Genomic DNA, 22837 nt, shown 5'->3' with positions numbered 1-22837 from the left:
TTCGCGCGATAGCTGCGCTGGCTGCGCAGCCGTGAGCCGAGGACCGCCCGGTAGGCGGTGAGATCGGAGGTGGTCAGCGGCCCTGCTCCTCGTCGACGGTGAAGTAGCCGTTGACGGCCTCGAGCGTGTGCCGGTATGCCGAGCCGTCCGTGCGTGCGGTGTAGACCTGCTTGCTGTGGGAGCTCGCAGTGCGCTGCTCACGCGGCACGCCATACAGCCAACTCGCTTGTCCGGTAAAGGTATTCGTCGTCGTCAGACCCGGCTGGGGCCGGCCGTAGACGGTCGACTGCTCGTCCCGGTTGATGCCGATCGTGAGGTCGGTGGTGATGTCGTAGGCGTCCGGGATGCCCGGGTGCGGCAGGAAGGTGATGTAACCCTTCTTGGACCAGTCGAGCGCGGTGGTGGCGACCGAGGGCTTGCGGTTCTTCTCGGCGGAGGTGACGACCTGCTTGTCGGACCAGTTCGCGTCGAGGTCGTCCCGGCTCTCCCCATCGGTCCAGGTATGCCGGGAGGCATTGGTGAGTGTGCGCTGCACGGTGGTGGTGACCCGCCCGCGTGCGGTGTCGACCCACCCGGTCGCGGTGAAGCTGCGGCGCGCGTCCATGGTGACCGAGCCGGCGTTGTCGTTCTGGCCGGTGACCTGGGACCGGATCGCGGCGGGTGAGCCGCTCGTGCTGACCAGCTGCGCGGGGAGCGTCCGGCCGAGCGGGTCGGTCCACACCTGCATCACGGCGGCGAGGCTCCACCCGGATCCGTTGCTCGGGCCGCCCGCGACCTGGACGCGCACCTCATGGGCCTTGCCGTCGTTCAGCACCCCGACGAAGGGCGTGAGGTCGTACTCCAGCGGTGCCATGTTGAATGCGCCGGGGGAGGGGATGTTGTACCAGAGAAAGGGGTTGGACCAGCCGCCCGTGTAGACATACGCGATCGGCAGCGCGGCACCGGCGAGCTTGCCGTCGATCAGCACGTCGACCTCGCGATACGGCAGCCCGTCGGGGCAGGAGTAGCCGGTCGAGGCCGGAGCCGAGGTGTCCCAGAACTCCTCGCACCCGCCGCCGGAGCCGGTGGCGTAGACCTGCGCGGTGACGCGTTCGCTGCTGCGCGGGGCGGTGATGGTGCCGACCAGATCGCCGCTCTCGGATCGTGTGCCGGCGAGTGGCAGCACCTGATCGGCGGTGCTGGCCGCCTTGACCGGGCCCTGCGCGATGTAGAAGTCGATGGTGACCTTGACGTTGAACACACCGGTGTAGGTGTCGTTGACGACATTGCCGATCGCCATCGCGCTCGTGCCGCTCTTGGTGAGCACTGGCAGCAGGTCGGTGACGTCCTTCTCGGTGTGCCAGGTGATGCCTGCCGCGCTCGGTTCCGGCGTCGAGGTGGTGAGCACCCGCACGCCGTTGATGTCCAGGCGGCCGAGCCGGTCGTATTGCCGTCCCTTGACCGAGCCGTCGAGCTTGAGCACGGCCTTGGCGTAGCCCTTCGTGCCGCAGGTCGGCGCAGTGTAGGGCGTCTTCACCACATCGAAGTTGTCGAAACCGTGGGTGAGCACGGTGACCGAGCAGGACGGGGTGTTCGGCACCGGGACCGGCTGCTCCGCGGTGCGCGGGCTGTCCCAGGTCGGGCCGAAGGTGGCGGGCGGGTTGCTCGTCACCGGGCCAGTGTCGGCCGCGGCGGACGAGGTGACGGCGAACGGCGCGACGGCAAGCGCGAACGCGGCGGGCAGGAGTATGGCGGGGTGACGGTTCGGCATACCTGGAACGTAGTCCTCAACGAGCTATCTGGCTAAGCTCCGCGCCCGGGTCCGGTCCTCGCTGCGCTGCGGTTCCTCCCCGGGCTTTCGCTTAGCCGCCCTGTATCTCTACCTTGCGACGACCCGCCAGCGTCAACACGTGGCCGAGCACCGCGGTGACCAGCAACCACAGCAGCTGCACTCCGAGCAGCGCGTAGGCACCTGAACCGGTGACCCGGCCGGAGACGATGTCGATCGGGAACATCATCATCGACGGGAACGGCGTCGCCTGCGCGATCGCCAGCAGCCAGCCCGGGAAGAACGAGATCGGCACGAACAGCCCGGCGAAGAAGCCCGACACCACCATGTAGAGCACCTGCACGCCGCGCGTCTCCACCAGCCAGAAGCCGGTGGTGTTGAGCGCGTATGCCGTGGTCGCCGAGATGACAAAACCCAGCAGGAGCGACACCACGCCCAGGAGGTAGGGCAGGGGGGTAACCGGCATCGTCATACCGACGACGAGCGCGCCGATGGCGACCGACGGCAGCCCGCGCGGGAGCAGGGCGTAGACCGACTTGCCGACCTCGGTGGCGACCTGACCCCACTGCACGTTCATCGGCCGGGCGAAGTCGATCGCGATGTCGCCGGTCTTGATCCGGTCGGCGAAGGCGGTGCGGCCGTTGAGGTTGATCGAGCCGAGCAGTCCCTGCGACAGCCAGATGTAGGCGCTCATCTCGCCGATGTCGTATCCCTGGATCTCACCGCCCGCCGCGCGCACGGTGGCGAGCAGCATCGCGACCTTGAGGAAGCCGAAGGTGGTGTTGGCGACCAGTCCGCCGAACATCGCCAGGCGGTAGGTCGACTGCTGCCGGATGCCCGCGAGGAAGAGGCGCCAGTAGGGCGCGAGCGTCGCAGGCACAATCGGCGAAGCTACCGTGGTCGCCGGATGTCTGCAATGAAAGTGTGAGGTCATGGCCGCTGCGAACAACGTCTCCGTCCAGTCGATCATCGTGATGGGGGTGTCCGGGTCTGGCAAGACCACGCTCGCTGAGGGCATCGCCCGACGGCTGGGCTGGATGTATGCCGAGGGCGACGACTTCCACCCCGCCGCGAACGTCGCCAAGATGCGGGCCGGCATACCGCTCACCGACGAGGACCGGTGGCCATGGCTGCGGCAGATCGGGGAGTGGATCACCCAGCAGGAGAAGTCCGGCCGCAGTGCCGTCATCACGTGCTCGGCGCTCAAACGCAGCTACCGGGATCTGTTGCGGGAGAACCGTCCCGGCGTCCGGTTCCTCTACCTGGACGTGCCGCGTGAGGTGCTCGCGCAGCGGCTGGCCGAGCGCAAGGGCCACTACATGCCGGCGTCCTTGCTCGACTCGCAGCTCGACACGCTCGAAGCGCTCCAGCCGGACGAGCCGGGCGTGGTCGTGCGCGCGCACGGTTCGCCCGAGGATGCGCTCAACGATGCGCTCGCGGCGCTTGGCCTCGACTAGCCGGGCAGCGCAAAACGGCCGTCGTCGAGCGGCTCGACCAGACCGTCCTCGATGAGCCCGGCGAGGCACCGATCCCGTTGTGCCGCAACGTCCCACGCGGCGTCGAGGCTCACGCGCTCGACCGGGCCGTGAGCCTCGCGTAGCACCTGCAGCAGCCGTCCGCGCACCTGCCGATCGGTGCCCGCCCACTTCTGCCCCTTCCGCGGTGGACCGTCGTATGCCGGGGCGCCGGCGAGTTGCCAGGCACACATCGACCGCACCGGGCAGCGATCGCACGCCGGGGTCCGCGCCGTGCAGATCAACGCGCCGAGCTCCATCACCGCGACATTCCAGGTGGCTGCGTCGGTGTCGTCTTTGGGGAGGAGCTCGGCCGCCAGCTTGGTCTCGGCTGCAGTCAGGGTGGCCGCCGGCAGGGGTTCACCACTGACGAGGCGGGCTTCGACGCGCCGCACATTGGTGTCGACCACGACCGTTCGCACGCCGAACGCAAAGGCCGCCACCGCTGCCGCCGTATAGGCGCCGATGCCCGGAAGTGATTGCAGCACAACGGGATCCGATGGAACCTCACCGTCGTGCTCATCGCGTATGGCGGTCGCCGCCGCATGCAGCCGCAGCGCACGACGTGGATAGCCCAGGCGTCCCCAATGCCGCACCGCATCACCTGGAGCGGCATTCGCCAGGTCGGTCGGCGTCGGCCAGCGCGCCATCCACTCCTCCCAGACCGGCTGCACCCGAGCCACTGGAGTCTGTTGGAGCATCACCTCCGACACAAGCACACCCCAGGGCGAGCGGTCGGCGCGGCGCCACGGCAAGTCGCGCCGCGCTCCGGCATACCAGGAAAGGATCGCCTCGTGCAGCTGCTCGTTCACACGTAACGTTCGAGCAGGCTCGACTCGGCGAGGCGGGCGAGGCCCTCGCGGACGGCGCGGGCGCGCAGGTCGCCGACGCCGTCGACGGCCAGCAGTTCGTCGGGGTCGGCCGCCATCAGCTTCGGCAGCGTGCCGAACTGGCCGACCAGCCGGTCGATGATCGCGGCGGGCAGGCGGGGCACCTTGGACAGCAGGCGATAGCCCGACGGCGTCACAGCGAGGTCGAGATTGTCGCCGACGACCGGATAGCCGAGCGCGCGTGTCGGGGCGGCCAGATCGAGCAGGTCGGTGGCGCTCAGCTCGGTGAGATTGGCCATCGCTTCTTCGACCGAGGTGCCGGTGCGGTCGGCGCCGGCATAGTCGCGGATGAGCAACTCCCGGTCGTCGTCCAGGCCGGACGCGAGTTCGTCGACCTGCAGCGAGATCAACCGGCCGTCGACACCGAGCTCGACGACATAGGCGTTGATCTCGTCCGAAATTCGCCGCACCATCTCCATCCGCTGCAGCACGGCGGCAACATCGCGGACGGTGACCAGGTCCTCGATTTCCAGCGCGGAGAGGGTGCCAGTGACCTCATCGAGGCGGACCTTGTAGCGCTCGAGCGTCTGCAGCGCCTGGTTGGCGCGCGACAGGATCGCGGTCGAGTCCTCCAGCACGTGCCGCAGGTTGCCGACATAGATCGCAATGATCTGCATCGACTGGCTGACCGTGATCACCGGGTAGCCGGTCTGCTTGGCGACCCGCTCAGCGGTGCGGTGCCGGGTGCCCGACTCGCGCGTCTCGATCGAGGGGTCGGGCACGAGTTGCGTTGCGGCGCGGACGATTCGGGTGAGGTCCTGGTCGACAACGATCGCGCCGTCCATCTTGGCCAGCTCGCGCAGACGGGTCGCCGACAACTCGATGTCGAGCGGGAAACCGCCGGTCGAGATCTCGTCGACCACCCGGTCGCTGCCGAGCACGATCAGCGCGCCCGTGCGCCCACGAAGGATCCGCTCGAGCGCCTCGCGCAGCACGGTTCCGGGAGCTGCGGCGGCCAGGGTCTCGTGCAAAATCTCGTCAGGGGTGCGCTCCACGGTGGTCACTGTAGGTGACGAGCCGCCGCCATCGGTGGACTCGCCTGTCCGTCCGCTCCCTCAGCCGGTATGCCGGGTGCTCACCTGTCGCATCCGTAGGTGATTTTCGCCGCCCGACCAGTCACGTCGTCGTCTACACCCGTAGTAGAGGAATCTGGCGGTTATAGCGACCACTTTCCGCCCCTCCCGCTCGCGCAGTCGTTTTCTCGTTCCTGGCGAGTTATCGAGCGGCGACTCTTTGCCGGACGAGCGGCGAGTTTTGGTCGCCCGAGCGGGCACCAATCACCGGCCGAGCGGCGAGTTTTCGTTGCCCGAGCGGGCGCCAATCACCGGCCGTGCGGCGAGTTTTGGTCGGCTGGCGGTGGCCTCTCATGCTCTACATCCGTAGTAGAGAAATGTGGCGGTTATAGCGACCCCTCTGGTCGCGCGCTCCTACCACCTTGTCCGCCCGCCCCACCAGGGCGGCGACTCGCGCGAGCAGCGGGCCAGAACGCCGAGCCGTGTGGGTCCCCAGGGGGACTGGCCGGTGGGCCGGCCGATCCGTTAGTCGTCATCGGCAGCCTCAGTGCCTGCCTGCCGGACTGCCTGCCTGCCGATCCGGCTGCCGTGAGCTCACCTCGCGTTCGCTACACCCGTAGTAGAGGAATGTGGCGGTGATAGCGACCACTTCCCGGCCCTTCGGGCGGAGGTTCTGTCGTTCCGGAATTGGGTGCCGGTCGCGGCCGTCAAAAAGCACACACGGGACCACGCTAACCGGCACCACTGACAGCCTCGAATGTTCGCTCTCAGCGTAAATAAAACCTGTGAAAAATGCTGACAGTGTCCCACCGGGCAGCTAGAATAGAAACATGTTCGAAGCGCGTGAGAACACCCCGACGCCAGGGCCGGAACCGGCCGCCGGCGCGGACAGTGCGCGCTCGAACAACACCAACAACACCTCCGCCACTGCGCCGCACGCCATGTCGGACGCCACCTCCGCACCCGCCACCGCGGCCGCCCCGACATGTGATGGGGCGTTGTCGGCGCCGACCGCTGCGGAGTTGCGCGCCTTGATCGAGCGGTTAGCTGCCCTGGATGAGGTCAGCTTGAGTGTGTCCCCGCCCACCGACACTGCCGACCCCGCTGATCCTGGTGCTGCCGCTGATTCGGGCGCCCCGGATCTGACGGGTGCGGTGCTGGTGGAGGCGATCACGGTGTTGGAGCGGGTGAAGAACGCGTGCGCGGCCGCGCAAGCCCGCCTGGCCGTGGACTTGGACCGGGTGCAGACCGGCCGGGACCAGGCCCGCGGGCTGGATGAGCAGGTGAGCCGCCGGTCGGTGGCCGCGCAAGTCGGGTTAGCCCGGCGGTGTTCCCCATCCCAGGGGCGGCGCCTGCTCGGGGTCGCTGAGGCGTTGGTGGACCGGTTACCGGGCACGTTGGCGGCGATGACGCGTGGGGAATTGTCCGAAGACGCCGCCGCGCAGATCGCCCGGGCGACCGCGCACACTTCCCGGCACACCGCAGGAGTGGTGGATGCCCGGTTGCACGCCGAAGGGTGCACCCGGTGGGCGGCCCGGCGGGTCGGGCGACGCGCCCGGGCCCTGGTCGATGAACACGAACCCGGTGCGGCCGCACACCGGCACGCTGCGGCCGTGACCCGGCGGCGGGTCAGCGTGCGGGACCTGGGTGATGGGATGGCCGCGTTGACCGCGATCGTGCCGTTCACCGAAGCCGTCGCCGCGAAATTCGCGGTACGCGATGCCGCCGCGGCCGTGTACGCCACCCAGCCCGGGCAGGTGCCCGAAGCCATGGGTGGCACCCGGCGCACTAGGGCGCAGATCGAAGCCGACCTGTTCATCGAACGCCTCACCGGCCGGAACCCCGTCACCAGTGGGTGCGACGTGACCATCGGGGTGCTGATGACCCCCGACACGCTGGTCGGCGCGAGCAACACCCCCGCGAGGGTCGAGAACATGGGCACCCTGCCCGGGATCCTGGCCCGCAAACTCGCCGCGACCGGCACCACCCGACCCACCGCGAGGCCGCCCGGTGTCGATATGCCAGCCTCGGGCTCCCCACCTGACGATCGGGAGTACCGGGCGTCCAGGGCGTTGATCCGGCGGTTGTTCACCGACCCCGACGACCCCGACCTCGTGCGAGTCGAATCCACCTCGAGGACCTTCACCGGGCTGCTGCGCCAAGCGATCAGCCTGCGCGACGAAGTGTGCCGCACCCCCTACTGCGACGCCCCCATCCGCCACATCGACCACATCCGCCGCCACACCGACGGCGGACCCACCAGCATGGACAACGGCCAAGGCCTGTGCGCCAGCTGCAACTACCTCAAAGAACACCCCGACTGGCACACCCGACGCGACACCCAAGACGACAGCGACAGCGGCAGTCGGCGGCATACCGTCAGCACCACCACCCCGACCGGACACGCGTACACCAGCACCCCACCACCCCTGCCACTCCCCACCATCAATCCCCGGCAGCACAGCGACCTCGAACACCGCATCTTCCAGATGATTACCGCAGCCTGAAAACGCGGGCGGGCGCAACGACTTTCACGACTGCGCCGAGGTCCTCCCCTGGCTGTCGACCGGCCGACCCGGGCTGTCGATCAGCCGGACGGCGGTGGCGATGTCGGTGACCTCGCGGACCGTCATACCGGCTGGCGGGGAGCCGTCGAGGCAACCGACCGGGATGATCGCGCGGGTGAAGCCGACCCGTGCCGCTTCGGCGAGGCGACGCGAGACACCACCGACCGGGCGGACCTCCCCGGCAAGACCGACCTCGCCGACGGCGAGGGTCTGGGCAGGCAGAGGCCGGTCCAACGCAGAACCGGCCATCGCGAGCGCAAGCGCGAGATCGGCGGCCGGTTCGGCGACGCGGACGCCGCCCACGGTCGAGACATAGCAGTCCGACTGACGCACCTGCGACAACCGCGCATGCCGCTCGAGCACGGCCAGGATCATCGCCGTGCGCGACGACTCGACCCCGCTGGTGGTGCGACGCGGCGAACCGCCAGCGCCTGGCGCCACCAGCGCCTGCACCTCGGTCACCAACGGCCGCCGCCCCTCGAGGGTGACGGTGACGCAGGTGCCGGCGATGGGTTCGGGGGAGCGACTGAGGAAGAGCCCGCTGGGATCGGGCAACCCGACGATCCCCACATCGGACAGGTCGAAACAGCCGACCTCGTCAGTGGGACCGAAGCGGTTCTTCACCGCCCGCACCATCCGCAACCTCGAATGCCGCTCACCCTCGAACTGCACGACGACGTCAACGAGATGCTCCAGCACCCGCGGACCGGCGATCGAGCCGTCCTTGGTGACATGCCCCACGAGCAGCACGCTGATGCCGCGCTCCTTGGCGATCTGGATGATGCTCGCCGCCACCTCGCGGATCTGCCCGACATTGCCGGGCGCGCCCTCGATGTCAGCCGAGGCGATCGTCTGCACCGAGTCGATGATGAGCAGCGTCGGTTTGACCTGATCGACCTGCGCGAGCACGGTGGCCAGATCGGTTTCGGCCGCCAGATAGAGCGTGCGCGCCAGAGCCTCGATGCGCTCGGCCCGCAACCGCACCTGCGCCGCCGACTCCTCACCGCTGACGTAGAGCACCTGCCGGTCCTCGCGGGCCGCGCGCGCCGCCACGTCCAGCAGGAGGGTCGACTTGCCGATGCCGGGTTCACCCGCGACGAGCACGACCGCGCCGGTCACCAGACCCCCGCCCAGCACCCGATCGAACTCGCCGACCCCGGTCGGGCGTGCACTCGCCCGGGTCGCGTCGACCTCGCCGATCGGTTGCGCCGGCCGGGCCACGTGCGCGGCGGGCGTCGTGCGCGGCTTGACCTCGCCCACCTCGGCGACTGTGCCCCAGGCCTGACATTCGCCGCAGCGACCCACCCACTTGATCGCGGTCCAGCCGCACTCCGTGCAGCGGTATGCCGGGGTCGTCCGTTTGCTCGCCATGCGCGTCAACGTAGACGCCCGCACCGACAGCCATCGTCGGGCCAGGCGGTTGCTAGCGCTGAGCCCGCCTCTGGGCCGCAAGCGTTGCCGGGTGCACGAGCAGCGGCAGCAGCTTGCGGTCGCCGGATTCGCGGGCCGCGCGCACCCCGGCGAGATGCGCCTCGCACCGGCGGCGCAGTTCGGCATACGCTTTCTTGCCCATCAGCGAGACCAGCTCCGGCTTGTTGGACACATAGACCGGCTCCCGACCGACATGCGCCTCGGGGTTGCCCGAGCAGTACCAATCCAGGTCGTGCCCGCCCGGCCCCCAGCCGCGCCGGTCGTATTCGCCGATCGAAATCTCCAGGTATGACGTGTCGTCGGCCAGCTCGACCGTGCGGAAGGTCCGCCGGATCGGCAGCTGCCAACACACATCGGGCTTCATCGTGTGCGGCGGCTTCCCCTCGGCCATCGCGTGCTGGTGCAACGCACACCCGGCACCAGCGGGAAAGCCGGGCCGGTTGAGGAAGATGCACGCGCCCTCGACCACGCGGGTCTTGGTGGCGTCGTCCTCCTTCTGGGTCCAGCCGGCCTTGGAATGCCCCTCGTCGTAGAACTGCCACTCGTCCGGCCCGAGCTCGCGCGCGACATCGCGGACCAGCTTGAGGTCCTGCTTGCCGGTGAAATGCGCGCCGAGCGTGCAGCAACCGTCGTCCGGCCGGGTCTCGTAGATGCCCTGGCAGCCGGCACCGAAGATGCAGGTCCAGGAGGAGGTCAGCCAGGTGAGGTCACACCGGAAGCGCTCGTTCTCATCCTCGGGATTGTCGAACTCGACCCAGACGCGCGGCGTCTGCAGGGGTGACTCACTCACGCGCGCATTCTTGCCGATAGCCTCGGTGACATGCGGCTCGGTGTCATCGACGTGGGCTCCAACACGGTTCACCTGCTCGTGGTTGACGCTCACCGAGGCGCCCACCCGCTGCCGGCGTTCTCCCACAAGCGCGAGCTGCGGCTGTCGGAGCACACCACCGACGAGGGCCTGATCGACCCCGAGGGCGCGCGCCTGCTGGTGGAGTTCGTCGCCGAATGCCAGACCATCGCCGACGACCACGGCATCGAGGACCTGCTCGCCTTCGCGACCAGCGCCATCCGCGAGGCACCCAACGGCGACGAGGTGCTCACCGCGGTCCGCACCGAGGCCGGCGTCGATCTGCAGGTGCTCGACGGTCCGGCCGAAGCCACGCTGACCTTCCTGGCCGTCCGCCGCTGGTTCGGCTGGTCGGCCGGCCGGCTGCTGGTCGTCGACATCGGCGGTGGCTCGCTCGAACTCGCCGTCGGCATCGACGAGGAGCCCGACGCCGCCGTCAGCCTGCCCCTCGGTGCCGGCCGGCTCACCCGCTCCCTGCCCGGTGATCCGCCCGACCCGGCCGCGATCAAGGCCCTGCGCCGGTCGATCCGCTCCGATATCGCCCGCAGCCTGCGCGATCTCACCAAGGTCGGCGCGCCCGATCATGTCGTCGGCACCAGCAAGACGATCCGCTCGCTCGCCCGCGTCTGCGGCGCGGCCCCGCGCGACGAGGGTCCGTATGTCGAGCGCACCCTCGCCCGCGAGGATCTGCACGGTCTCGTGCACCGCCTCGCCGGTATGCCGGCCGCCCAGCGGGCGGAGTTGCCCGGCGTCTCCGCCTCCCGCGCGCGACAGTTGCTGGCTGGGGCGATGGTGGTCGAGGCGGCGATGGACCTGCTCGACGTCGACCAGTTGGCTCTGTGTCCATGGGCGTTGCGCGAGGGTGTCATCCTGCGCCGCCTGGACTGGCTCGAGGCCTGAACGGTGGTGGTGCGGGTGCCGGACGCTGCTGTCGCCCTGTCGACGGCCTCGGTCTATCCACTCGGGGTGGCGGGGGCTTTCGACCTGGCCGAGCGGCTCGGCTATGACGGCATCGAGGTCATGGTCTGGACCGAGACGGTCAGCCAGGAGGCCGGTGCGCTGAGCCGGTTGGTGGACCACTACGGCATACCGATCGTGTCGGTGCACGCGCCGACTTTGCTTCTGACACAACGGGTTTGGGGGCCAGACCCCTGGGTCAAGGTGGACAACTCGATCCAGCTCGCTCAGGAGGTCGGCGCCTCGACCGTGGTGGTGCACCCACCCTTTCGCTGGCAGCGCGACTATGCCGCCGAGTTCGTCGAGGGCGTCGCGCAGCGCGAAGCCGACACCGGCATCCACGTCGCGGTCGAGAACATGTTTCCCTGGCGGGCGCGTGGCCGGGAGATGCAGGCCTATCTGCCCCACTGGGACCCGGTCGGCGAGGACTACCAGCACGTCACCCTCGACCTGTCGCACACCGCCACCGCCGGCTCGGACGCCGTGCAGATGGTGCGCGATCTCGGGCCACGGTTGTCGCACCTGCATCTCGCCGACGGCCTGGGCTCCTTCAAGGACGAGCATCTGGTGCCCGGGCGGGGTGGTCAGCCGTGCGCCGAAGTGCTGGAAATGCTTGCGGCACAAGGGTTTGACGGATCCATCGTGGTCGAGGTTGGCACCCGCAAGCTCACCGACGAGCAGCGCGAGATCGACCTGGCCGAAGCGCTCGCCTTCGCCCGTCTGCACTTTGCCTCGTCGGCCTGACCCGCGGTTCGCTACGGTCAGCGTGTGAGCGCGATTTTCGACGGATATCAGCCGCGCCCCGCGACCTACGACGAGATGTTCCAGGCGCAGGAGCAGGTGCGTGGGGCGTATGCCGGTGTCCAGCGGCAGGTGCAGGGCCTCACCCTGGCCGACCTCAGCGCTCGGGCGGAATACCTCTCGCACACCTACCTCGACCAGGGCGTCACCTTCGACCTCGGTGGCGAGGAGCGCCCGTTCCCCATCGACATCGTGCCGCGGCTCATCGATAACCAGTCCTGGCAGGCCGTCGAAACCGGTGTGGCACAACGGGTTGCGGCGCTCGAGGCCTTCCTCTCCGATATCTACGGCGAGGGTCAGGTCTTCAACGACCGGGTCATCCCGCGACGGGTGGTGACGAGCAGCCCGCACTTCCTGCGCGTCGCCAAGGGCGTCGAGCCGCCCGGCAAGGTGCGGGTGCACGTGGCCGGCATCGACCTGATCCGGGACAGCGACGGCACCTTCCGGGTGCTCGAGGACAATGTCCGCATCCCGTCGGGGGTGTCCTATGTCATGACCAACCGCCGGGCGATGTCGGCCGCGCTGCCGGAAGCCTTCGCCCACCACCGGATCCGGCCGGTCTCGCAATATCCGGGCAAGCTGCTGGCGGCGCTGCGCGCGTGCGCCCCCTCCGGCGTCACCGACCCGACCGTCGTCGTGCTCACCCCGGGCGCCTACAACGCGGCCTATTTCGAGCACGCGTTGCTCGCCCGGCTGATGGGCGTCCGATTGGTGGAGGGCCGGGATCTGCTCGCGCAGGGCGGTCGGGTGATGGTGCGCACCACGCACGGCCTGTTCCCGGTGCACGTCATCTATCGCCGGGTCGACGACGACTTCCTGGATCCCGTTGCGTTCCGGCGGGATTCGGTGCTTGGCGTCCCCGGCCTGCTCAACGCGGCGCGCAGCGGCAATGTGACGATCGCCAACGCCGTGGGCAATGGCGTCGCGGACGACAAGCTGGTCTACACCTACGTGCCCGACCTCATCCGCTACTACCTCGGCCAGGAACCGATCCTGCCCAATGTCGACACCTGGCGGATGGAGGACCCCGAGCACCGCGCCCAGGTGCTCGACCGGCTGGACGAACTCGTCCTCAAACCGGTCGACGGTGCCGGCGGCAAGGGCATCGTGATCGGCCCGCGCGCCACCAAGGCCGAGCTCGCCGACCTGCGCGCCCGGCTGCTCGCCGACCCGCGCGGCTGGATCGCTCAGCCGGTCGTGCAACTGTCCACCGTGCCCACCCTGGTCGGCGACCGGCTCGCACCGCGCCATGTCGACCTGCGCCCGTTCGCGATCAACGACGGCGAGAAGGTCTGGGTGTTGCCCGGCGGCCTCACCCGCGTCGCCCTCCCGGAGGGCGAGCTCATCGTGAACTCCTCCCAGGGCGGCGGCTCCAAGGACACCTGGGTGCTTGCGGCCGAGCCGACCGACACCCAGATTCAGGTGCAAAGCGCCGCCGAGGGTGCGGTGCTGCACCCCGGCCTGCGGGCCGGGCGGATGGGTCAGGCGCAGACCCCGACCGGGATGGTGCAGTCCATGGGCGGCATGACCCAGGTCCTCGGCACCCCCTTCGGAAGCGAGCACTGATGCTGAGCCGGATCGCCGAGGCGCTGTTTTGGATCGGCCGGTATGTCGAGCGCGCGGACGCCCTCGCCCGCCTGCTGGACGTCTATCTGCAGCTGCTGGTGGAGGACCCGGTCATCGACCGCGAGGCCACCTGCCGGTCGATCTTCGCCGCGATGGGCGCCCAGCACGACGGCGTCAACGATCCGGACGCGGTGCTGCGAGTTCTGTTGTGGGACAGCACATCTCCCAGTTCCATCGCCTTCGCACTGGAGACCGCCAGGGAAAACGCCCGGCGCTCCCGTGAGGTCGTCTCGACCGAGCTGTGGGAGGGCCTCAACACCACGTACTACATGGTGAGCAACTGCCAGCTGTCCGGCCCGCGGCCCGCCGACGGCTTCCGGCTGGTGCGGGAGCGCGCCAACCTGATCACCGCGCTCGCCGACCAGACCCAAAGCCACGACGACGGGTGGCAGTTCATCGTCCTCGGCCGCAGCATCGAGCGCATCGACATGACCTCGCGGATGATCCAGATGACGACCTATGCCACCGCGCCGTCCGCGTCGTGGCTGCTCACCTTGCGTGCTTGCGGTGGTGCACACGCCTTCACCCGCACCTATCGAGCGATCGAATCGCCCCGCGCCGCAGCCGAATTCCTGCTGCAGGACCGGCTCTTCCCGCGCTCGATCGCCTACTCGCTCGGCCAGGCGGCGGCCTGCCTCGAGGTGCTCGACCCCCGCCAGCGCCGGGTGGGCTTCGGCGGCGACGCCGCGCGGATCATCGGACGCGCTCGCGCCCGGATGGACTATCTGTCGCTCACCGAGCTGTTGTCCGACCTGGCGGGGGAGATGAGCGCCCTGCAGAGCATGTGCGGTGAGGCGACCGAGGCGGTCGCCCACCGCTACTTCGAGGGCGCAGTCGCCCCCGAGTGGTTGGGAGGCCCCCTGTGAGCGTCACCCTCCGGCTGGTCCACCGGGCCGGCTATACCTACAGCGGGCCGGCGACGGCGTCATACAACGAGGCGCGCATGGTCCCGCGCAGCACGGCGGGACAGACCGTCCAGCACACGCGGCTGGAGATCACACCGACCCCCTGGCAGGAGAGCTGGACCGACTATTTCGGCACCCGCGTCACGACCTTCGAGCTGCACGAACCGCACGACGCGCTCACCGCGGTGGCGACGAGCACCGTCGAGGTGGACCGCAAGCCCGTCGACGGCCGGCGGCTCACCTGGGAGCAACTCACGGGCAGCGAGGTCACTGACGACCTCGAGGAGTTCCTGGCGATCGGCGACCGGTGCGAACCCGGGCCGGAGCTGCGCGCGGCCGCAGCCGAGCTCCGCGGGGCCAGCGCGACACCGGCGCAGTTCGTCGCAGCGGTGCTCGACCAGGTGCGCAGCGGGGCTAGGGCGAGCAAGGATCGCGCCCACGTGGTCATCGGCATGCTGCGCAGCCAGGGCGTGCCGGCCCGGTTCGTCGCCGGTTACGTCCTGCCCGACCGCGACGCCGCGATCGGCGACGTGCTCGACGGTGAGGCGCAGGCCTGGATCGAGTGGTGGGACGGCGCCTGGGTGGCGGTCGACCCCGTCAACGGTCGTGCGCCGGACGACTTCTACATTGAGGTGGCGCATGGGCGGGACTACACCGACGTGGTCCCTCTGCGGGGCATCTTCACCGGCACACCGGGCAGCAAGATGGTCGTGACCGTGGAGATCTCACGCCTGGCCTGACAACGACGGAGGCATCCCACCCGTGATCGATCCCAAGGCCGTCCTCCGGCAGAGTCTGCTCGGCGTGAGCCGCAACAAGGCGGTCCGCACGACGATCACCCAGGCGCCCGTCAGCCGCAGCGTCGTTGCCCGTTTCGTCCCCGGCGAAACCACCGACCACGCGGTCTCGGCCTGCTCGCAACTGGGGAGCGACGGACTGCTCGGCACCATCGACTTCCTCGGCGAGGACACCCTCGACCTGCAGCAGGCCCAGGCCACCCGCGATGCCTACCTCACCCTCCTCGCCGAGCTGGCCGAGTCCGGCCTGACCGAGAACGGGCGGTTCGAGGTGAGCGTCAAGCTGTCCGCGATCGGCCAGTTCCTCGGCGCCGACGGCGACCGGATCGCCCTCGACCATGCCCGCGTCATCTGCGAGGCCGCGCAGCTCGCCGGCACCACGGTCACCATCGACATGGAGGACCACACCACCACCGACCGCACCCTGGAGTCCGTGCGCGAGTTGCGCACGGACTATCCCTGGGTCGGTGCGGTGCTGCAGGCCTACCTCAAGCGCACCGAGGCCGACTGCCGTGACCTGGCCACCGAGGGCAGCCGGGTCCGGTTGTGCAAGGGCGCGTATGACGAGCCCGCGTCGGTCGCCTTCCAGGACAAGGCGGAGGTCGACCTGTCCTATGTCCGCTGCCTCAAGGTGCTGATGGAAGGCGACGGCTACCCGATGGTCGCCAGCCACGACCCGCGGATCATCGCCATCGCCGGCTCGCTCGCGACCCGCACGCTGCGCACCCCGGACACCTTCGAATACCAGATGCTCTACGGCATCCGCCCCAAGGAGCAGCGCCGCCTCGCCGCGACCGGCGCGCAGATGCGCGTCTACGTCCCGTATGGCGATGAGTGGTACGGCTACCTCATGCGCCGGATGGCCGAGCGCCCCGCCAACACCGCCTTCTTCCTGCGCGGACTCGCGACCCGGGGATGATGGTCGTATGACGACCGCGCGCGACCACTCGCCCATCGCCCTGCTCGGGGCCGGAGTGATGGGCGAAGCCCTGCTGTCCGGCCTGCTGCGCGCCGGCCACCCCGCCCGCCTGGTGACGGTGTCCGACCGCAACCCCGAGCGCACCGCCCAGCTGAAGAAGGGCTATGGCGTGCGCGTCGGCAGCACCGCCGACGCGGTGGCCGGCGCCGACACCGTCGTGATCGCGGTCAAGCCGCAGGACATGACGACGTTGCTGCGCGATGTCAGCGACCACCTGCGCCCCGGCACGCTCGTGGTCTCCCTGGCGGCCGGCATCACCACGACCTTCCTGCAGGACCGGCTGCCCGACGGCACCCCGGTCGCCCGGGTGATGCCCAACACCCCCGCCCTCGTCGACGAGGGAATGGCCGCGGTCAGTGCGGGCACGCACTGCGACGAGGCGCACGTGCAGATCGCCACCGACCTGATGCGCGCCTGCGGCCGGGTCGTCGCCGTGCCGGAGCACTACCAGGACGCGGTCACCGCGATCAGCGGCAGCGGACCGGCATACATCTTCTATGTCGTGGAGGCGATGATCGAGGCGGGCGTGCTGCTCGGGCTGCCGCGCGCCACCGCGACCGAGCTCGTGGTGCAGACGCTCTACGGCGCCGCGACGATGCTGAAGGAGACCGGCACCCACCCGACGGTGCTGCGCGAGCAGGTCTCCTCGCCCGGAGGCACCACGATGAGCGCGCTGCGCGAGCTGGACGACCACAAGGTGCGCGCGGCCTTCCTCACCGCGATGGAGGCCGCCGCCCGGCGGTCGGCCGAACTCGCGCAGGGTTGAGCCTGCTCGTTAGGGTGTGATCGCCGATCTCGGCACTGCCCCTGCCTGACGGGGTTCCAGGCATGCATGGAAAGGTGTGCAGCATGAGCGACATCACGGTTCGCCTCCTGGGCGATGAGGACTGGCAGACCTATCGGGACGTCCGCCTGGCCGCGCTCAAGGAGTCGCCCGAGGCGTTCTCCGCCTCCGCCGCCGAGGAACAGCAGTATGACGAGGAGCTGTGGCGCCGCCGCATGCAGCGCTCCACCCGGCTGGTCGCCCAGGACGGCGATGACGTCGTGGGCGTGGTGTCGGTGGGTGGCTTCGAAGCCGAGGACGCCGACGACCGGGTGGCCGAGCTGTTCGGCCTGTGGGTCAACCCCGACCTGCGCGGCAAGGGCGTCGCCTGGAAGCTCGTGCAGGCCGGCGCCGAGCAGGCCAAGGCCGACGACTACGGCCACCTCGTCTACTGGGTCGCCACCGACAACGGTCGCGCCGTGGCCTTCGCGAGCAGCTTCGGCTTCCGCCCTACCGACGCCCGGCGCACGATGAAGCACGCCAGCCCCAACGCCCCGGACGACGAGGAGATGGCGATGGTCTACCCCCTCGGCGACGACCCCGGTGCGGTGCCGAACTCGCTGCAGTAGAAGGGTTTTCGCGCGGTGACCGCCAATGGTGCGCCGGTCCAGCTGATCTGGGACCAGGCGTTCACGCGCTATGACTTCGGCGCTCACCACCCGATGAACCCGCTGCGGCTCGACCTCACCACCCGGCTGGCGCGCTCGCTCGGCGTGCTCGATCACCTGCAGGTCGTCCCGCCCGTGCTGCCCGACGACGTCGACGCCATGCTGCACCGCGTCCACACCCCCGAGTTCGTCCGGGCGGTCAAGGCGGCCTCGCTCGACCCGGCGAACGCCGACGAGTCCTACGGGCTCGGCACCGAGGACGACCCGGCCTTCCGTGGCATGCACGAATCGTCCGCGCTGATCGCCGCCGCGACCGTCCAGGCCGCCCAAGCCGTATGGCGGGGCGAGGCGGCGCATGTCGTGAACTACAGCGGCGGACTGCACCACGCGATGCGGGACAAGGCGTCCGGCTTTTGCATCTACAACGACGCGGCGCTCGGCATCGACTGGCTGCTGCGCAATGGCGCCGAGCGGGTCGCCTATCTCGACCTGGACGTGCACCACGGCGACGGGGTGGAGCGGATCTTCTGGGACGACCCGCGGGTGCTCACGATGTCGGTGCACGAGACCGGCCGGGTGCTCTTTCCCGGCACCGGTTTCCCCGGCGAGATCGGCGGTCCCGGCGCGGAGGGTATGGCGGTCAACCTCGCCCTCCCGCCGGGCACCGGCGACGCCGCCTGGCTGCGGGCCGTGCACGCGGTGATCCCGCCGGTGGTGCGCGCCTTCCAGCCGCAGATCCTGGTCACCCAGCAAGGCTGCGACAGTCACTACTCCGACCCACTCGCGCACATGGCGTTGTCGGTCGACGCACAGCGGACGGCATACGAGACGATGCACGACCTGGCCCACCAGGTCTGCGACGGCAAGTGGATCGCGCTCGGCGGTGGCGGCTACGAGCTGGTCGACGTGGTGCCCCGCGCGTGGTCCCATCTCACCGCGATCGCCGCCCATCAGCCGGTGGAGCTCACCACGCCGGTGCCGGCCGATTGGCGCGAGCACGTGCAGGAGATCGTCGGCCGGCCGGGGCCGCCTCGGATGGGCGACGGCGTCGCCGACAACGGGGTGGTCTGGTATCGCTCGTGGGCGCTCGGCGCCGACCCGGAGGACGCGGTCGACCGGGCGGTGATGGCGACCCGGGAGGCGGTCTTCCCCCACCACGGTCTCGACATCTGGTTCGACTGAAAAATCGGCGCCCGCTCGGCGTGTCGACTGGACGAGTTGCCCCCAGTACTTTCCACAGAGGCCCCACAGCCCCTAGTCTGCACCCCAGACAACATCCGTCTCAGCAAAAAAAGCCCGAAAGGCCCGGTGCCCATGGAGCAAGAGCGCCAGCTCGGCGAGGTCACGTTCATGACCGTCGCCGAGGTCGCCGCCGTGATGCGCGTGTCGAAGATGACCGTGTACCGGCTCGTGCACAGCGGGGAGTTGCCTGCCGTGCGCGTCGGGCGTTCGTTCCGGGTGCCCGAGGATGCTGTCGACACCTATCTCAAGCAGTCCTATATGGGCACCGCCTGAGCGATTTTGGGCCGGTTCGACCTCCTGCCGTAAGCTAGGAGGAGTGCCTCGTGGCGCCTCCGACCAGCATTCGATCACCAGTAAGGACACCGACGACGCATGGGTTCCGTCATCAAGAAGCGCCGCAAGCGCATGGCCAAGAAGAAGCACCGCAAGCTGCTGCGCAAGACGCGCCACCAGCGTCGCAACAAGAAGTGACGTCCACGTCGTGAACGCTTCGGCCCCGGAGTCCTCGCACTGAGGACGCCGGGGCCTGCTGCATCATAGGATCGGCGCGCTGCGGCAAGGGAGGGGCAAGCAATGGGCAAGGTGGTCCTGATCACCGGTGTGTCCCGGCTCGTCGGCGGTATGACGGCCCAGCGCCTCAGCCTCGACCCGGACATCGACCGGGTCATCGCGGTCGACGCGGTGCCGCCCACGCACTCGATCGGCAACGCCCAGTTCGTGCGTGCCGACATCCGCAACCCGATGATCGGGCGCATCATCGCCCACGAGAAGGTCGACACCGTGCTGCACCTCGGGGTGATCATGACGCCGCGGCAGGCCGGCGGCCGCACCTCCCAAAAGGACATCAACGTCATCGGGACGATGCAGTTGCTGGCCGCCTGCCAGCGTGCGGAATCCCTCCAGCGCTTGGTCGTGAAATCCTCCTCGGCTGTCTACGGCTCCTCCCCGGGGGACCCGGCGATGTTCACCGAGGAGATGCAGGCCCGGCATACCCCGGTCGGGGGGTTCGGCAAGGACTCGGCCGAGGTCGAGAACTACGTGCGGGGTTTCGCTCGCCGCCGCCCGGACGTGCAGGTGTGCACGTTGCGGATGGCCAATGTCATCGACCGCTCGCTGCGCACCCCGCTCGCCGACTACTTCTCGATGCCGGTGCTGCCGGTGCCGCTCGGCTTCGACGGCCGCTTCCAGGTGCTGCACCTCGAGGACGCGCTCGAGGCGCTGCGCACCGCCGCGCTGTCCTCGCTCGGCGGCACGATCAATGTCGCGGCGGACGGCATACTCACCGTGCGCCAGGCCGCCCGGATCGCGCGCAAGCCGTTCGTGCCGGTGCTGCCGTTCACCGCGGCTGCCGTGCAGCAGGTCGGCGCCCGGCTCGGCCTCGGCCAGTTCGACGCCAACCAGATGCCCTTCTTGTGCTTCGGCCGCGGCATGGACACCACCCGGATGCGCACCGACCTTGGCTTCGAACCCGCCATGACCACCCGCGAAGCGTTCACCGACGTCTTCGCACCGGCCGCGCGTCGCGCGGCTGTCGCGATGGGAGCACAGCGTGGCTGACCGGCCCCCCAAGAAGGTCACCTCGACCGCGACGCCGTCGGCGGCGGCCAAGCGCGCGGCGAGCGCCGCGGCCAAACGCGCCAAGAAGTCCCAGCATCCCTCCGGCGGCGGCCGCCGGTTGCAGGTGGTGCCCGATCCGCCCGAGGTCGAGCCGCAAGCCTCCGGGAGTGGCCTGCCGGTCGACCCCGAGGCTTTGGTGGCGATGCTCGTCGGCGTCTTGCGTGCGGCCGGCAGCTCGGCCGGGCTGACCGGCGAGGACCTCGAGCGACGGGTCGCTCAGGCGCTGGCCTTCCTGCGCCGCCGGATGACCGGCGACTATGTCGTCGACGAGTTCGGCTTCGACGAGGACTTCACCGAGAACGTCTGGCTGCCCCTGCTGCGGCCGCTCTACAAGCGATGGTTCCGGGTCGAGGTGCGCGGCATCGAGAACATCCCGGACACCGGCCGAGCACTCATCGTCGCCAACCACAGCGGGACGATGCCGATCGACGGGCTGATGACCCAGGTCGCGGTGCACGACACGCACCCCCAGCACCGCTTCGTGCGGATGCTGGGCGCCGACCTGGTCTTCCAGAGCCCGTTCGTCGGCGAGCTTTCGCGCAAGTCCGGCGCCACGCTGGCGGCCAACGCCGACGCCGAGCGGCTGCTCGCCCAGGACGAACTCGTCGCCGTGTGGCCCGAGGGATTCAAGGGCATCGGCAAGCCGTTCAGCGACCGTTATCGGCTGCAGCGCTTCGGTCGGGGTGGTTTCGTTTCCGCCGCGATCCGCACCGGCGCCCCGATCATCCCGTGCGCCATCGTGGGCGCCGAGGAGATCTACCCGATGATCGGCAACGCCAAGAGCATTGCGCGGATGTTCGGCTTCCCGTATTTCCCGCTCACGCCCACCTTCCCGTGGTTCGGCCCGCTCGGGCTGATCCCGTTGCCGAGCAAGTGGATCATTGAGTTCGGCGCCCCGGTCGAGACCGCGGGGCTCGGTCCGGCGGCCGCCGACGACTCGCAGCTGCTGTTCGATGTGACCGACCAGGTGCGCGAGACGATCCAGCAGTCGCTCTACGCCCTGCTGATGCAGCGCCGCTCGGTCTTCTTCTGATGCAGGTCACGCTCTACTCGCGCGAAGGCTGTCACCTGTGCGAGGAGGCGCTGGAGGTCGTGCGGGCCGAATGCACCGCGGCGGGGGTGCCGTGGCAGGTCGTCGACATTGCGGACGATCCCGTGCTGCAGCAGCGGTATGCCGAGCTGATCCCGGTCGTGCTCGTCGACGGCCGCGAGGTGGGCCACTGGCGGATCGAGGTCAGCGCGTTGCGGCGGGCGCTGCGGCCGCGGTGGTGGCAGCGTGGCGCCGCGCGCTCTCGGCGATGACGGCCGACACCACGGCCGCGCCGGCGCCACCCACCAGCACCCACGACGGGTCGAACCGCTCCGACAGCGCCGAGATCGTGGTCGGCGCGAAGAAGCCGAGATAGGTGAGGCAGTAGAACACCGCGTTGGTCATCGCCAGCTCGCCCAGGGGCGTGGTGTGCTCCACCCGCACCAGCCCGCCCACCAGGTTGAGGCCGTAGCCGGCACCGAGCACCACGCTCACCAGGATCGTCAGCCACAGCAGGTGCTGGCGCGCGACGACTGCGAGGCAGAGCAGGCCGACGACCGTCGCCGCCATGCCGAGCAGGGTCACCAGCCCGGGATGGCGGGCCTCGATCCGCCGGGCGGGTTGCTGCACGAGCACGCCGGTGCCGAGCGTCAGCGCCGCGGTCAGCCCGAGGAAGACCAGCTCCCACCCGGCCAGGTCGGCCTCGAGGAAGGACGGACCGACCAGGAAGCCGACCGTCGCGCAGGTGAAGACCCAGGGCGCCATCGGCGCGATCCGCCACCAGAACTGCCCGCTCCAGGCCGTATGCCGAGCGCGCATCGTGCCGCTGCCAGGAACCGCGACCGGTCGCGCCGGTTGGGGCGCCGACCAGACGAGCGCCCCGGCGACCAGCATCAAAGCGATGTGGACGGCATACGGCAGGACGGTGGGCGCGGGCAGGAACTGGGCGATCAGCCCGCTCGCGAGCGGCCCGGCGCCGAAGCCGGCGGACATCGACATGGCCGCGCGGCGGGCGCCGGTGCCAGTCGGCGCGTCGAAGGACAGCTCCTTGACCCAGGTGGTGGCCGGTGCCATCGAGGCGCCCATCATCAGTCCGTAGATCGCCCGGCCGACGAAGAGCGCCGCCGGACTCTGCGCGCCGGCGGCGAGGATCGCCGAGGCCACGATCGCGCCGACGACGACCGGTCGCAGCACCGCCCGGTGCCCGAATCGGCCGGACAGCCGGGCGGCGACGATCAGCGCGGGGATGAGACCGATGACGTAGGCGGCGAAGATCGCGGTGACCGTGGTCTGGCTCAACCCGTCCTCGCGGCGGTAGACCGGCAGCAGGGCGGAGAACTGGTTGGCGCCCCAGCCGATGGCGAACAACGTGAGGGCCACGCGCGTCCAGGAACGGTCGGTGGGCATCCCAACGGCATACCA

At 69.7% G+C, this 22837-nt stretch carries 23 protein-coding genes; 16 read left to right on the top strand and 7 right to left on the bottom strand.

Annotated features, from left to right (window positions below):
- Positions 1-73: 73 nt before the first annotated feature.
- Complete coding sequence (locus tag G9U51_RS17290) at positions 74-1750, bottom strand: peptide-N4-asparagine amidase (protein WP_166194677.1); 1677 nt, start codon at positions 1748-1750, stop codon at positions 74-76.
- Between the two features lie 91 nt (positions 1751-1841).
- Positions 1842-2648 (bottom strand): ABC transporter permease, encoded by an 807-nt coding sequence (locus G9U51_RS06045; RefSeq protein WP_328823346.1) that lies wholly within the window; start codon positions 2646-2648, stop codon positions 1842-1844.
- Between the two features lie 52 nt (positions 2649-2700).
- Between G9U51_RS06045 and G9U51_RS06040 the strand changes: the two genes are divergently transcribed.
- Entirely contained in the window at positions 2701-3225 is a 525-nt protein-coding gene (locus G9U51_RS06040) for a gluconokinase (RefSeq protein ID WP_166194671.1), read from the top strand.
- On the opposite strand, the gene G9U51_RS06035 is transcribed toward G9U51_RS06040, so the two are convergent.
- Positions 3222-4094, bottom strand: a complete 873-nt coding sequence (locus G9U51_RS06035) for an HhH-GPD family protein (protein ID WP_328823345.1) — start codon at positions 4092-4094, stop codon at positions 3222-3224. The genes G9U51_RS06040 and G9U51_RS06035 overlap by 4 nt on opposite strands.
- The gene (gene disA, locus G9U51_RS06030) at positions 4091-5167 is read right to left on the bottom strand and encodes a DNA integrity scanning diadenylate cyclase DisA (protein WP_166194668.1); all 1077 of its coding nucleotides are present in this window, start codon (positions 5165-5167) and stop codon (positions 4091-4093) included. Before disA ends, G9U51_RS06035 begins: the two co-directional genes overlap by 4 nt.
- A gap of 848 nt (positions 5168-6015) precedes the next feature.
- Between disA and G9U51_RS06025 the strand changes: the two genes are divergently transcribed.
- Positions 6016-7692 (top strand): HNH endonuclease signature motif containing protein, encoded by a 1677-nt coding sequence (locus G9U51_RS06025; RefSeq protein ID WP_166194665.1) that lies wholly within the window; start codon positions 6016-6018, stop codon positions 7690-7692.
- A 24-nt stretch (positions 7693-7716) separates the two neighbouring features.
- On the opposite strand, the gene radA is transcribed toward G9U51_RS06025, so the two are convergent.
- Together radA and G9U51_RS06015 are read right to left on the bottom strand one after the other, a co-directional pair.
- Entirely contained in the window at positions 7717-9123 is a 1407-nt protein-coding gene (radA, locus tag G9U51_RS06020) for a DNA repair protein RadA (RefSeq protein ID WP_166194662.1), read from the bottom strand.
- A 52-nt stretch (positions 9124-9175) separates the two neighbouring features.
- A complete protein-coding gene (locus G9U51_RS06015; protein WP_166194659.1) occupies positions 9176-9973 on the bottom strand; it encodes a hypothetical protein in 798 nt (265 codons plus the stop codon).
- Between the two features lie 30 nt (positions 9974-10003).
- Here G9U51_RS06015 and G9U51_RS06010 point away from each other — a divergent pair, with 30 nt between their 5' ends.
- The 14 genes from G9U51_RS06010 to G9U51_RS05945 all read left to right on the top strand — a co-directional run bounded on the left by G9U51_RS06010 (position 10004) and on the right by G9U51_RS05945 (position 21687).
- Positions 10004-10930 carry a Ppx/GppA phosphatase family protein gene (locus G9U51_RS06010; protein WP_166194656.1) on the top strand — a complete coding sequence of 309 codons (927 nt, stop codon included), beginning with the start codon at positions 10004-10006 and terminating at the stop codon, positions 10928-10930.
- Between the two features lie 6 nt (positions 10931-10936).
- Entirely contained in the window at positions 10937-11731 is a 795-nt protein-coding gene (locus G9U51_RS06005) for a sugar phosphate isomerase/epimerase family protein (protein WP_166194940.1), read from the top strand.
- A 75-nt stretch (positions 11732-11806) separates the two neighbouring features.
- Entirely contained in the window at positions 11807-13354 is a 1548-nt protein-coding gene (locus G9U51_RS06000; protein WP_166194937.1) for a circularly permuted type 2 ATP-grasp protein, read from the top strand.
- Positions 13354-14280 carry an alpha-E domain-containing protein gene (locus G9U51_RS05995; protein WP_166194650.1) on the top strand — a complete coding sequence of 309 codons (927 nt, stop codon included), beginning with the start codon at positions 13354-13356 and terminating at the stop codon, positions 14278-14280. Before G9U51_RS06000 ends, G9U51_RS05995 begins: the two co-directional genes overlap by 1 nt.
- Entirely contained in the window at positions 14277-15059 is a 783-nt protein-coding gene (locus G9U51_RS05990; protein ID WP_328823344.1) for a transglutaminase family protein, read from the top strand. The genes G9U51_RS05995 and G9U51_RS05990 overlap by 4 nt, the downstream gene beginning before the upstream one ends.
- 22 nt (positions 15060-15081) lie before the next feature.
- Positions 15082-16035: a proline dehydrogenase family protein gene (locus G9U51_RS05985; RefSeq protein ID WP_456238025.1), complete on the top strand. Its 954-nt coding sequence runs from the start codon at positions 15082-15084 to the stop codon at positions 16033-16035.
- Between the two features lie 7 nt (positions 16036-16042).
- Positions 16043-16861, top strand: coding sequence for a pyrroline-5-carboxylate reductase (gene proC, locus G9U51_RS05980; RefSeq protein ID WP_166194646.1), 819 nt, complete (start codon positions 16043-16045; stop codon positions 16859-16861).
- A gap of 83 nt (positions 16862-16944) precedes the next feature.
- The gene (locus tag G9U51_RS05975; protein WP_166194643.1) at positions 16945-17487 is read left to right on the top strand and encodes a GNAT family N-acetyltransferase; all 543 of its coding nucleotides are present in this window, start codon (positions 16945-16947) and stop codon (positions 17485-17487) included.
- A 93-nt stretch (positions 17488-17580) separates the two neighbouring features.
- On the top strand, positions 17581-18708 hold the full coding sequence (locus tag G9U51_RS05970; RefSeq protein ID WP_166194931.1) for an acetoin utilization protein AcuC: 1128 nt from the start codon (positions 17581-17583) through the stop codon (positions 18706-18708).
- A gap of 132 nt (positions 18709-18840) precedes the next feature.
- Entirely contained in the window at positions 18841-19041 is a 201-nt protein-coding gene (locus tag G9U51_RS05965; protein WP_166194640.1) for a helix-turn-helix domain-containing protein, read from the top strand.
- A gap of 99 nt (positions 19042-19140) precedes the next feature.
- Positions 19141-19239: a 30S ribosomal protein bS22 gene (locus G9U51_RS05960; RefSeq protein WP_003792170.1), complete on the top strand. Its 99-nt coding sequence runs from the start codon at positions 19141-19143 to the stop codon at positions 19237-19239.
- A 102-nt stretch (positions 19240-19341) separates the two neighbouring features.
- On the top strand, positions 19342-20325 hold the full coding sequence (locus tag G9U51_RS05955) for an NAD-dependent epimerase/dehydratase family protein (protein ID WP_166194637.1): 984 nt from the start codon (positions 19342-19344) through the stop codon (positions 20323-20325).
- Positions 20318-21418 (top strand): lysophospholipid acyltransferase family protein, encoded by a 1101-nt coding sequence (locus G9U51_RS05950; protein ID WP_328823342.1) that lies wholly within the window; start codon positions 20318-20320, stop codon positions 21416-21418. Before G9U51_RS05955 ends, G9U51_RS05950 begins: the two co-directional genes overlap by 8 nt.
- Positions 21418-21687, top strand: coding sequence for a glutaredoxin family protein (locus G9U51_RS05945; protein WP_166194634.1), 270 nt, complete (start codon positions 21418-21420; stop codon positions 21685-21687). The genes G9U51_RS05950 and G9U51_RS05945 overlap by 1 nt, the downstream gene beginning before the upstream one ends.
- Here G9U51_RS05945 and G9U51_RS05940 read toward each other — a convergent pair.
- The gene (locus G9U51_RS05940) at positions 21620-22822 is read right to left on the bottom strand and encodes an MFS transporter (protein ID WP_166194631.1); all 1203 of its coding nucleotides are present in this window, start codon (positions 22820-22822) and stop codon (positions 21620-21622) included. The genes G9U51_RS05945 and G9U51_RS05940 overlap by 68 nt on opposite strands.
- Positions 22823-22837 lie beyond the last annotated feature (15 nt).

Source organism: Metallococcus carri (genome assembly GCF_011440275.1).
Lineage (GTDB): Bacteria > Actinomycetota > Actinomycetes > Actinomycetales > Dermatophilaceae > Metallococcus > Metallococcus carri.
This window is presented reverse-complemented; position numbering and strand designations above follow the sequence as displayed.

Excerpts from the sequence above, each read along its gene's own strand:
- G9U51_RS05945 (WP_166194634.1), top strand. The coding sequence starts at position 21,418 with ATGCAGGTCACGCTCTACTCGCGCGAAGGCTGTCACCTGTGCGAGGAG.
- radA (WP_166194662.1), bottom strand. The coding sequence starts at position 9,123 with ATGGCGAGCAAACGGACGACCCCGGCATACCGCTGCACGGAGTGCGGC.
- proC (WP_166194646.1), top strand. The coding sequence starts at position 16,043 with ATGACGACCGCGCGCGACCACTCGCCCATCGCCCTGCTCGGGGCCGGA.
- G9U51_RS06040 (WP_166194671.1), top strand. The coding sequence starts at position 2,701 with ATGGCCGCTGCGAACAACGTCTCCGTCCAGTCGATCATCGTGATGGGG.
- G9U51_RS17290 (WP_166194677.1), bottom strand. The coding sequence starts at position 1,750 with ATGCCGAACCGTCACCCCGCCATACTCCTGCCCGCCGCGTTCGCGCTT.
- G9U51_RS05970 (WP_166194931.1), top strand. The coding sequence starts at position 17,581 with ATGAACCCGCTGCGGCTCGACCTCACCACCCGGCTGGCGCGCTCGCTC.
- G9U51_RS05960 (WP_003792170.1), top strand. The coding sequence starts at position 19,141 with ATGGGTTCCGTCATCAAGAAGCGCCGCAAGCGCATGGCCAAGAAGAAG.
- G9U51_RS05995 (WP_166194650.1), top strand. The coding sequence starts at position 13,354 with ATGCTGAGCCGGATCGCCGAGGCGCTGTTTTGGATCGGCCGGTATGTC.
- G9U51_RS05955 (WP_166194637.1), top strand. The coding sequence starts at position 19,342 with ATGGGCAAGGTGGTCCTGATCACCGGTGTGTCCCGGCTCGTCGGCGGT.
- G9U51_RS05975 (WP_166194643.1), top strand. The coding sequence starts at position 16,945 with ATGAGCGACATCACGGTTCGCCTCCTGGGCGATGAGGACTGGCAGACC.
- G9U51_RS06000 (WP_166194937.1), top strand. The coding sequence starts at position 11,807 with ATGTTCCAGGCGCAGGAGCAGGTGCGTGGGGCGTATGCCGGTGTCCAG.
- G9U51_RS05940 (WP_166194631.1), bottom strand. The coding sequence starts at position 22,822 with ATGCCCACCGACCGTTCCTGGACGCGCGTGGCCCTCACGTTGTTCGCC.
- G9U51_RS06010 (WP_166194656.1), top strand. The coding sequence starts at position 10,004 with ATGCGGCTCGGTGTCATCGACGTGGGCTCCAACACGGTTCACCTGCTC.
- G9U51_RS06025 (WP_166194665.1), top strand. The coding sequence starts at position 6,016 with ATGTTCGAAGCGCGTGAGAACACCCCGACGCCAGGGCCGGAACCGGCC.
- G9U51_RS05965 (WP_166194640.1), top strand. The coding sequence starts at position 18,841 with ATGGAGCAAGAGCGCCAGCTCGGCGAGGTCACGTTCATGACCGTCGCC.